Annotated in this window: 10 protein-coding genes; 5 read left to right on the top strand and 5 right to left on the bottom strand. The window is 64.6% G+C overall.

What is annotated here, in order from left to right; translation table 11 throughout:
* Window positions 1–117: 117 nt before the first annotated feature.
* Window positions 118–870, bottom strand: a complete 753-nt coding sequence (locus tag VM221_10260) for a sugar phosphate isomerase/epimerase (protein HUT75199.1) — start codon at window positions 868–870, stop codon at window positions 118–120.
* A gap of 542 nt (window positions 871–1,412) precedes the next feature.
* Between VM221_10260 and VM221_10255 the strand changes: the two genes are divergently transcribed.
* The 3 genes from VM221_10255 (at window position 1,413) to VM221_10245 (ending at window position 3,472) form a co-directional block, all read left to right on the top strand.
* Window positions 1,413–2,537, top strand: coding sequence for a hypothetical protein (locus VM221_10255; protein ID HUT75198.1), 1,125 nt, complete (start codon window positions 1,413–1,415; stop codon window positions 2,535–2,537).
* A 106-nt stretch (window positions 2,538–2,643) separates the two neighbouring features.
* Entirely contained in the window at window positions 2,644–2,898 is a 255-nt protein-coding gene (locus VM221_10250) for an SHOCT domain-containing protein (protein ID HUT75197.1), read from the top strand.
* Window positions 2,899–2,902: 4 nt separating this feature from the next.
* Window positions 2,903–3,472, top strand: a complete 570-nt coding sequence (locus VM221_10245; GenBank protein ID HUT75196.1) for a cytochrome c — start codon at window positions 2,903–2,905, stop codon at window positions 3,470–3,472.
* A 230-nt stretch (window positions 3,473–3,702) separates the two neighbouring features.
* Here the strand turns inward: VM221_10245 and VM221_10240 are convergent, their stop codons facing one another.
* Window positions 3,703–4,476, bottom strand: coding sequence for an aldolase/citrate lyase family protein (locus tag VM221_10240; protein HUT75195.1), 774 nt, complete (start codon window positions 4,474–4,476; stop codon window positions 3,703–3,705).
* 303 nt (window positions 4,477–4,779) lie between these two features.
* Here VM221_10240 and VM221_10235 point away from each other — a divergent pair, with 303 nt between their 5' ends.
* Together VM221_10235 and VM221_10230 are read left to right on the top strand one after the other, a co-directional pair.
* A complete protein-coding gene (locus VM221_10235; protein ID HUT75194.1) occupies window positions 4,780–5,607 on the top strand; it encodes a sugar phosphate isomerase/epimerase family protein in 828 nt (275 codons plus the stop codon).
* A 236-nt stretch (window positions 5,608–5,843) separates the two neighbouring features.
* Window positions 5,844–6,563: a CPBP family intramembrane glutamic endopeptidase gene (locus tag VM221_10230; GenBank protein ID HUT75193.1), complete on the top strand. Its 720-nt coding sequence runs from the start codon at window positions 5,844–5,846 to the stop codon at window positions 6,561–6,563.
* A 332-nt stretch (window positions 6,564–6,895) separates the two neighbouring features.
* Here VM221_10230 and VM221_10225 read toward each other — a convergent pair whose 3' ends face one another.
* From VM221_10225 to VM221_10215, 3 genes are all read right to left on the bottom strand, one after another.
* A complete protein-coding gene (locus VM221_10225; GenBank protein ID HUT75192.1) occupies window positions 6,896–7,882 on the bottom strand; it encodes a carbohydrate kinase family protein in 987 nt (328 codons plus the stop codon).
* Window positions 7,883–8,004: 122 nt separating this feature from the next.
* The gene (locus VM221_10220) at window positions 8,005–8,559 is read right to left on the bottom strand and encodes a hypothetical protein (GenBank protein HUT75191.1); all 555 of its coding nucleotides are present in this window, start codon (window positions 8,557–8,559) and stop codon (window positions 8,005–8,007) included.
* Window positions 8,549–9,385 (bottom strand): hypothetical protein, encoded by an 837-nt coding sequence (locus VM221_10215; GenBank protein ID HUT75190.1) that lies wholly within the window; start codon window positions 9,383–9,385, stop codon window positions 8,549–8,551. Before VM221_10215 ends, VM221_10220 begins: the two co-directional genes overlap by 11 nt.
* Window positions 9,386–9,523: the final 138 nt, after the last annotated feature.

The raw sequence follows: 9,523 nt of genomic DNA, 5'->3' as shown, positions 1-9,523 counted from the left end.
TCCTGCGCCAGGCCCTTCGACGCCCCCGAGACGCACAATGCGCCTCCAATAGGTAAGATGCAAACTGAGCCCGAATGGTTCACCAGGCGCGGGCGAGCGCATAGGCTTCGCCGCGCCTCACTTCCCCATCTTGCGCAGGTTGTCCAGGCACATCCTGACGCACTCCAGCGGGGGATGGGCGTAGCTTTCCTGCTCGACGATGTACCACTGGGTGCCGCCGGTGGTCTCGCACAGGCGGAAGACATCGTTCCAGCGCACGTCGCCCTCGCCGATGACCACCGCGCGGCCGTCACCCGCGTGTTCCTTCAGGTGCACCGTCGTCGCCCGCCCCGGGTAGCGCTCCAGCAGCTCGACCGGCTCCTGGCCGCCGGCGAGAGCGTTGCCGGTATCCACCTGCATCACCACCTGCGGCTTGGCCGCGCCGAAGAAGGTGTCCCAGGGCAGCTCCCCGTCCAACGGCTCGAACTCGCGCATGTGGTTGTGGAAGCCCACGCGCATGTCCGCCGCCGCCGCCCGCTCCGCCGCCTGATTGAACAGTCCTGCCGCCTCCCGGTAGGCGGCGCGCGAGGTGCAGCGCTCCTTGGGCAGCCCGGCGCAGATCAAGAACGTGTTGCCCAGCGCGCGGTTGAACTCGATGGTGCGCTCCAGTTCGTCCCCCACCAGCGCGTCCACATGCAGATGGGTGCCGGCGACCTTGAGCCCCAGGTCGTCGAGCATCCGGCGCAGCTCGGCGGCGTCGCGCCCGTGGTAACCCGCGAACTCGACGCCCGCGTAGCCCATGGCCGCCACCGCCTGGAGCGTGCCCGGCAGATCGCGCGCACAGTCCTCGCGTACCGAATAGAGCTGCAAAGCGATCGGTATCTTGGCCATCCCAAACCCTCCTCGGGGCAGTGAAGTAGCGGGCCCCTAAGGGCCCGCGCCATCCTTACACTATTCTGTCGGCCCCGGGGTTCTCCTGCGCGTGATTCAGAGGTTCAGCCGCGGCGGTCCGGCTGATAACTGTCGAGTGGCCCGCAACGCCTCTCCCTAAGTAGGGCTACTTCGCCCGACGACGCCTTCGTCCGCCGTAGCGGAACTTCGTCGCCCGCGCAGGCGGAAGCTGGGCTACGAAACCCGCGAAGGCGGGAGAGGTCGTCCCGATCCTAAAGTCATTGCGTTTCGAGGAAGGCTCGCTAAGGACGGAGCTCCTGGGTAGGTGCGCGCCAACCTTGACGTCGCGCGCGCGGCGGCAGTGCATGGCTGAGTACGGACGCGGCTAGCCGGGCCATCACCGCCGAGACCGGCTGCGGGCGTCAGATCCGGCGGGGGGAGGGTGTGCGGGATGGCCGCAGGGAGCCGGCGCGGGCGCGGCGAAAAGCATTGCAGCACATCGGGAGGCGCAAGTGAAACCCGAGCATCTCAGGAAGCGGGCCATGGAGCGGTGCATCTCGCTGTGGCACAGGGAGATGGGAGACCAGATCCTGGTGGGGTTCTCGCGACCCAATTTCCGCACGCCCATCTCTGTGCTTGAGGGCCAGTTATCCCCTGACCAGCCTCCACTCTACGACGATATACCGCGACTGCTGAAGTCCATGGAAGACCACGTTGACACGTCTTCGCATCCCTGGGATGAGATCGACGATGATACAAGCGGCATACCGATCTTCATGCCTGATTGCGAGTTTGGGTGCGGAGTGATGGGGGCGATGTTTGATGCGCCGGTGATCCAATACAGCACCCCCAAGCACACTATCACCTACAACACCGCTATCGTCTCGGGTGCGGAAGATGTCGCCCGGCTGGCGTGCAATCCGGACAACGCATTCATCCGCCAAGTGCTGAGCGGCTTGCGCTATTTCGTGGCTCATGCGAGGAAGCCGTTTGCCATCATTCTACTGCATGCTCTCGAGGGCGGAGATTTCCTGGTCGCGATGCGCGGCGAAACCCAAGCGCTGCTGGACCTGGCGGACGGCGCGCCCTTTGTGGACGACCTGTTCCAGCTCGGTCTGGAGTCGGCGTCGCTGCTCTTCGAGCTCAGGCGCGATATCGTTATAGACTACAATGTAGCCGTATATGGCGATCGCGAGTATGCGTGGCTCGCCCCCCAGCACTTGCAGCCGACGCTCGACACTGACACCGATGTCATGTGCAGTCCGCAGCTTTTCGCGGCATATGGCCTGCGGTATAAGCAGGAGATCCTGAACCGGTTTGGCGGCGGCTCGTTGTACATCCACACCCGAGGGATGCATTTGGTGCCGCTTGCCGGCCAACTGCAGAACCTGACGCAACTGCGCTTCTGCGACGATCCCAACGCCCCCCGCGCCTTTGATTGCCGGATCGAGGTCCGGCGGCAAACCTTTGACCTCCCTTTGCACTTTGAGGGCTGTCAGCTTGCTGAATTCGCTGCCGCACTGGACGATCGCTCGCTGCCCGGCGGCAGTTATTACGCGGTAAGTGTCCCGGACGATACGCCCGCAAAGGAGGTCGCCCGCATGGTCGAGGGCGCGCGGGCCTATCACGCCGACGAGCTGGCGGCCCGACCCAAAGCCCGCGCCTGAGGCGGCCGGCGCGCCGGCCGTCCCGCCGACTGACTGACCCGCCCCCATCAATGGCGGCGTTGCGCGGCGGCCGCAGGGGAAGCGATAACGCCGAGGAGGCATAATCATGTGGGACGGATGGATGCATGGAGCGAGTGGGTGGGAGATCGGCGCGATAATGATCATGCTGCTGTTCTGGGTGCTGGTGATCGCGGGCGTCGTCTTCTTCGTGTGGTTCCTGGTCGAGCGCGCAGGCCGCGGCGCTCGCGTTCAGGGCGCCGGCGCCGGGGAGACCGCGCTCGAGATCTTGCAGAAGCGCTACGCCCGCGGCGAGATCACCCACGAGCAGTACCAGCAGATGAAGCGCGAGCTGGGGGAATAGACCGATGAAATCATGGACGCTGCTGGCCGCCGCCATCGCCTGTCTGATGCTGGCGGTCATCGTCTTCGTCGTTGGCAGCGCCATGGTCGCCCGCCGCGCCGGGCCGGGTGGGATGATGGGGCCAGGCATGATGGGGCCCCAGGGCGGCTCACCCCCGCCCGCGGACGCCCAGTACGAGTCCAACGGCGAACGCATCTACCTCATCGCCACCAATGACGAAGGCGAGCGCATCTCCTTCACCGGCGGGCCGCCGTGGCTTGCCATGCACGGCGGGTCGTGCGTCAACTGCCACGGCCGCGACGGCAAGGGCGGCGTGCCCATCATGTCCAGCCGCCAGCTCGCCCCCGACATCCGCTACGACGTCCTCACCGGCAAAGAGCACCCGGCGGTGGAGCACGAGGAGGGCGCGCATGAGCACTACGCCTACACCGACGCCGCTATCAAGCGCGCCATCACCCAGGGAGTCGAACCGGACGGCAAGGAGCTCGACTTGCTGATGCCGCGCTGGCAGATGTCGGAGCGGGACCTGAGCGACCTCATCGCGTACCTTAAGCACCTCGACGGGCACAAATGAGGGTGCCGCGTAAGACCGCGCGGCCGCGGCCGTACGCGGGCACCATCCATCGCCACGGCGAACACTGCAACGAGACTTGTGATTCAGCGGCCATTCGCACGAGACAGGGTTCGGGGTTAGTGCGCAGGAGTCACGGGCACGCACTTGAATGTGGGACCGAGCCTGCGCTACTGCCGGTCTGGCAAGTTCTGCTTGAGGAGAAACCCCTGAGCGCAGCTCTCGTTGCAGTACTATTGCGGTCCCCGGATCGCCGCCGCCCCCGCCTGCGCGCCGTCGGCGAGGAACCCCATCTCGGTCGAATACATGAGGCAGCGCATCCCCCGCTGTTTCCACTTACTGACGAACGCGGCGTCGCTCCAATGGATGCCCGCCGCCGCCCCCGCCCGCTGCGCCGCCGCCAGCACGTGGCCGATGGCCTCCTCCATCAACGGGTGTTCGATCTCCCCCGGCACCCCCAGCGACACCGACAGGTCGGCGGGCCCGATCAACGCTACGTCCACCCCCGGCACCGCTGCGATCTCGTCCGCGCGCTCGACCCCGGCGCGGGTTTCGATCTGCACGATGACCATGGTGTGGGCATTGAGATGCTCGGTATACTCCCGGAGCGGCACCGGCTCCTGGTCGGTGTGGATGGCGCGCTGGGAGCATCCGCGCTGGCCGGCGGGAGGATACTTGATCGCCGCCACCGCCCGGCGCGCCTGCTCCGCGGCCTCGACCCGCGGCACCATTACCCCGTCCGCCCCCGCGTCCAGCGTGCGCGCGATCAGGTGATACTGCGCGTCCGGCACGCGCACCAGCAGCTCCATCTCCGTCGTTCGCGCGGCGCGGTACATCCCGGCGTTTGCCTCCAGGTCGAACGCCCCGTGCTCGTTGTCAACGATCACGAAGTTGAACCCCGCGCGCGCCAGCGCCCGCACCACCTCCGGCGCTGCGCACTCCGCGATCATGGTGCCGACCACGATCTGCCGGTCTCGCAGCCGCTGCAGTGTCCGATTGGCCCTCATCTCCCTTGTTCTCCCCTTCGGCGCCGCCGCCGGTATTGCGAACCTGATGGCAAGCGTACGCGAGACCCCGGGGCGCTCCCCCGGGGTGGACCTCCGCCCCTCCACAGTTACCCCGCATTGGCTCGTCGCTCCTGCCGTCCCGGCGCCGCCGCCGCTGCCGGGCGGGAACAATCCCCGTTCGGGGACAGTTCTCGCCCGCAAACCGTCCACCTGGTTTTCCCTACGCCGCTCACAGAGGGAGCGATCACGAGCGCGGCGAATCCTATCGCCACGACGGCAGCCCCACATTCAGGAGGCAAGAACATGAAAAAAGGAATCAGCATCTGGTGTTTCCCCGGCGGCCTGCCGCTGCGGGAGATCATGCAACAAGCGAAGCAGGCCGGCTTCGAGGGCATCGAGCTCGACCTCAGGGAAGAGGGAGAGATGTCGCCGGATTGGAGCGCCGCGCAGGTCAAGGACCTGCGGCTTTACGCTCACGATCTCGGCCTCGAAATCGCCAGCTTCGCCATGGGCATCGGTTGGAAGTATCCCCTGGTCACGCGCGATGCGGCGCTGGCGCACAAGGCCAAGGAGCTGCTGGCGACCAGCCTGCGCTTCGCCCAGCTCCTGGAGACCGATGTCGTGCTCAGCGTCCCCGGCACCGTTACCCCCGACATGCCTTACGATGAGGCCTATGAGCGCGGGGTCGCCGTCTATCGGGAATGCGCCGCGACTGCGGAGGACCACGGCGTCATCATCGGCCCCGAGATCGTGTGGAACAAGTTCCTCTACAGCCCGCTGGAGTTCGCGCGTTTCATAGACGACATCGGCCATCCTTACGTCCAGGCGTATTTCGACGTCGGCAACGTGCTGCTCTTCGGCTATCCCGACCAGTGGATTCGCATCCTGGGCAAGCGCATCTGCAAGGTGCACATCAAGGATTTCCAGCGCGGGCCGACCTTTACCGGCCCCCTCAACTTCACCACCCTGCTCAACGGCGACGTGGACTACCCGGCGGTGACGGCGGCGCTCGGGCAAATCGGCTACGACGGGTATCTGATCGCCGAGGTCGGGCCCATCAGCCCGGCTTTCCCGCGCTATCTGATCGAGGAGACCTCGCGGGCGATGGACAAGATCCTGGGCAGAAGATGAATCTCACCGCAGAGACGCAGAGAACGCAGAGGGGAATTGGGTGGAGCACAGCCCGCCCGCCCTGAGCGGGTCGAATCCCCCCCCGGCTGTGTCCCTGTTGACCGACGAAAGCGACCGCCGATGGACGCCGACGTTTGCCCGCCCGGCATTGGAGGCAAACCTCCGGCGGGGAGGCCGCAAGACCGGGCGCTCGGCTCGAGCCGCGCGGAGTAGAGGGATCGCATGGGGTATTGGCCGTGATAGATGGCGCGACCGCCAGCGAGACCGAGCAAGGAGGTTATACACGACCCAGCCGCAAGGTGCAGCTCGCCGAGGTGTCGGTGCTGCTGTTCCTGGTTCTGCCTCAGATGCTCCTCGCGGCGTTCGTGCGCGATCATCGCGGGGACTGGACCTTCCCGCTGGTCGCGGTGTCCTCAATCACGAGATATCTCGCCCTGCTCGTCCTGATCTTCTTCCTCCTGTGGCGCAATGGCGAGCCGCTCAGCTCCATCGGCTGGCGGGCGGCGAAGGCGGCAAGAGAGATCGCCCTGGGGATTGCACTGGTCGGGCCGCTGCGACTGGCGTGGACGATGTTTGCGGCGCTGCTCTCGGTGCTCGGACGGTCCGAGCGATGGCGTGTGCCCCAACTCCCCGCGCCCGCGGGCTGGCCGCAATTCGTGCTCGCCTTCTTCTACCTGGTGGTCGTGGCTGTGACCGAGGAAACCTTCTTTCGCGGATACCTGCTTCTGCGTCTCCACGCGGTGACTGGAAAGATTTGGCCAGCGCTGTTATTGTCGGCGGCGGCCTTCGCCATTGAGCACACCTATCAGGGATCGACGGGAATGGCTTGGGCCTTCGGGGGTGGACTCGCCTTTGGCGTCGTTTACCTCTGGCGCAAGAGTCTGATCGCGCCGGCGGTCACTCACTTGCTTGTGGACATCACCTTTCTACTGCGCGCGTCCATACACGCGGGCTGAGGGATCCCTGGATCAACGAGCGTTTGGCGAATGTCTCCCGCAGGCAATACTGGTCGGCGGTTGGGTCGGAACGCCTGCCCTACGACTTGATGTGGTCCTTGAAGCCAAGATCCCTCTCTTGCTACGCTCAATCGGAATGACACGCCGGGGGGGCGCTCGCCATCCCGAGCGTAGGTGAACAGCACAGGCGACGGCGGTGTCATTCAGAGCCCCGGCTTGCCGGGGCGAAGAATCTCGCTCCGACACGCCGCACCTCTCTGGCATCAGCGTCAATCGGCGCTTGCGGCGGCTTCTCTCTGCGTGATGCATCTCTTCTCTGCGTGCGGTGCGGCTCAGAATCCCTCCACCCGCTCTCCCCGCCAGCCGGAGATGATCTTGGCGTGGAGATCGGGGAAGGCGGTGGGGATCTGCGCCAGCGCATCGCGCGCGGCCTCAAGTTGTCCGATGCCGGCGATGGTGCAGTTGATCCCGGCGACGATGTTGGCCGCGGCGCTCGCCTGCACCGGGTCGCGCGACTGCAAGTAGTTCCAGGTGAAGCCGGCGGAGAAGGAATCGCCGCAGCCGGTGGCATCCACCACCCGGTCAACGCGTAATGCCGGGGTGGCCACCCAGTAGATGCCGTCCTCGCGCCGGTACACCAGCACCGACCCCTGCGGCCCCAGGGTGATGAGGGCGATGGGCGCCCCCGCCGCCACGATCTCTGCCCCGGCCTGCACGTAGTCGTCCTGCGTGCTCAGCTTGCGGCCCATGAGTTGCTCGCACTCGAACTCGTTCATCTGCGCAGCATCCACTCGCCTCACCCATTCCCGCCAATCGGCGAACGGCGCGTGGGACTTCCTGCCGTGTTCGTCCCAGTGCGCGACCTTGCTGTGGATGTCAACGTGCAGGTAGCCGCGCGCGCCCTCGCGCAGGGCGACGAAGGCGTCGAGGTCCATCTCGGTGCCGTTGACGAAGTTGACCAGCACCGCGTCGGCGTCGAACGCCGCGGTCACGCGCTGCGGGGTGAGCGGCTGCATCATGTGCAGCACGGTCTCCTCCCGCCAGGTCGGGCTGGTATAGACCAGGCGCGTGGCGGTGAGCTTGCCGGGGACTCGCGCCACCGCATCGGCGCGCACCAGCGGATAGCGCGCCAGCAGCTCCATCACCCCTTCCCAGCGATCCTCAGCGACATTGGTCAGCGGATGCAACTCCACCCCGTCGTCCACAATGGACGACAGGGCGGCCAGGTTATAGGTGATGCCGCCGAACGACTCGCGGCGCGCCCCGTCGAGGGTGATGATCTCATCGTAAACAATGGCACCAATGACGGTGATCTTCATGGCAGCGATCCAGCCCTGTACTGGGGCAACCGACCTACTTGCGAAGCATTCACTGGGGGGCCGGCACACCATTCATCCGCGCTGGGAGCGTCGGAGACGGGGCTCGCCTTGCCGCAGCAGGCCTAGCGCCGCTTGATGAGGCCAAGCTTCGCAAGGATTGTTACGGCGGTCTCAATGTCTGAGTCGGACAGACGCCAGCCGAGCTTCTGAGCCTCTTCCTTGGCCCGTTTCCGAGTAATCCTGCCGCCAGCGGCTGTCAGGATGTGATCAATCTTGGCCGCGCACGAGAGTTGGCGATAATCGGCTCCCGTGCTGCGAATCTGATTCACGCACTGGGCTAACTCCGGGCCAACAGATCCAGGGATGGCCCTTAGGAACTCGAGATAGCGTTTCCCGTCTTCGGGTGTTAACTGATATGTGTACCGAACCTGCTCGTCACCCGGTGACCCATGCGCTCCAAAATCCTCTCGAACCTCTGATAGAATGCCTCTTGAAACGAGACTGTCAGCCTCGGCGCTGACACGACGGCTGTATGGACCATAATAGTGCGCCTCAAAGCCGGCCTGAACGCCGAGGCGCTTGGCAGCGAAATACGTCACCTTCTGCAGGTACGTTCTCCCGTGAAGCTCTCCGCCGCTAGCATCGATAATGCCTACGACAATATCCTCAACGTCCATTCAGAACCTCCTTCCCTCGTGCTTCGATTGCGTCCATAACCAGAGGTTCCATTTTCTTTCGCGCTCGGCGTCTCGCGCCCGCAGTCGGGCCGAGCGGGATATATACTGTGACGTCGTCCTTGCCGGTCAGCGGGTTCCCGGTGAAGATAGTCGACACATCGGAGAATCGCTTAGGTTCGTCTGTTCCGTCGTCAACGAGAATCTCCTGCGGGTCAATCGAAGGCTCCGAGGACGACGGCCTCGGCGGCTCGGTTCGAACTAGATCCACCACAACCATGTCCCTGTCCAAGGAACAGGCATTTGCTATCTTCTCTTCGAGCGCGTCCTGCTCCTTCCGGTCCTTGAGGCTCCCCTGATATAGTGTGTGAAACTCTCGCAACGGCTTCGTGAAGACGTGCGAAGGGAGTCTCCGCAGCCGTAGTGCGGATACAAGTCGTCTCGCTCTCGAGCTTGCGCCGCGCTCCAGAATCTCGTCGAGCAGGCGATTATCCACGTATTCTAGCCAACGTGAACAGAAGGCGGCGCTTGGTCCATCGTAGGTGAAGAGTGCGGAGATATTAGCAATTCCTTCTTCCGCCGCCAGAAGAATAGCGCGCGCCAGTAGGATGTCTGTGCTGCGACGCACACGGTGACGGTATACCTGGGCCGTCATGTGGTACCTCGCCATCAGGTGTTGCTCGACTGCCCATACGCTATCCGACTTGATGCCCACGGAGGACTTGTTGTCCGGCTCTCTTATGGGAACGAGGCTGCTCATCACGCGGTCAATGTCGTAGACGCCATACTTGACGCCGCAGAAGTAACTGTCCCTGAGCAGGTAGTCCATCTTATCAGCGTCTAGACTATAGTTCAGCCATTTTTGTAGGCAGAAAGTGAAGGGGCAGAACGTGAGAGGTCTATGCCCTCGCGCGGCCAAGGGTTGTTTATTCGAACATCCCAGCCGACGAGGTCATAGCCCATGTCA

It is taken from the genome of Armatimonadota bacterium, from assembly GCA_035527535.1.
In the GTDB taxonomy this organism is placed as follows: domain Bacteria; phylum Armatimonadota; class Hebobacteria.
Note: the sequence above shows the minus strand (reverse complement) of the source record. Positions and strands in the feature narration are given on the sequence as shown.

Coding starts and splice junctions, on each gene's coding strand:
- VM221_10260 (HUT75199.1), bottom strand. CDS start 870: ATGGCCAAGATACCGATCGCTTTGCAGCTCTATTCGGTACGCGAGGAC.
- VM221_10255 (HUT75198.1), top strand. CDS start 1,413: ATGGAGCGGTGCATCTCGCTGTGGCACAGGGAGATGGGAGACCAGATC.
- VM221_10250 (HUT75197.1), top strand. CDS start 2,644: ATGTGGGACGGATGGATGCATGGAGCGAGTGGGTGGGAGATCGGCGCG.
- VM221_10245 (HUT75196.1), top strand. CDS start 2,903: ATGAAATCATGGACGCTGCTGGCCGCCGCCATCGCCTGTCTGATGCTG.
- VM221_10240 (HUT75195.1), bottom strand. CDS start 4,476: ATGAGGGCCAATCGGACACTGCAGCGGCTGCGAGACCGGCAGATCGTG.
- VM221_10235 (HUT75194.1), top strand. CDS start 4,780: ATGAAAAAAGGAATCAGCATCTGGTGTTTCCCCGGCGGCCTGCCGCTG.
- VM221_10225 (HUT75192.1), bottom strand. CDS start 7,882: ATGAAGATCACCGTCATTGGTGCCATTGTTTACGATGAGATCATCACC.
- VM221_10220 (HUT75191.1), bottom strand. CDS start 8,559: ATGGACGTTGAGGATATTGTCGTAGGCATTATCGATGCTAGCGGCGGA.
- VM221_10215 (HUT75190.1), bottom strand. CDS start 9,385: ATGGACTACCTGCTCAGGGACAGTTACTTCTGCGGCGTCAAGTATGGC.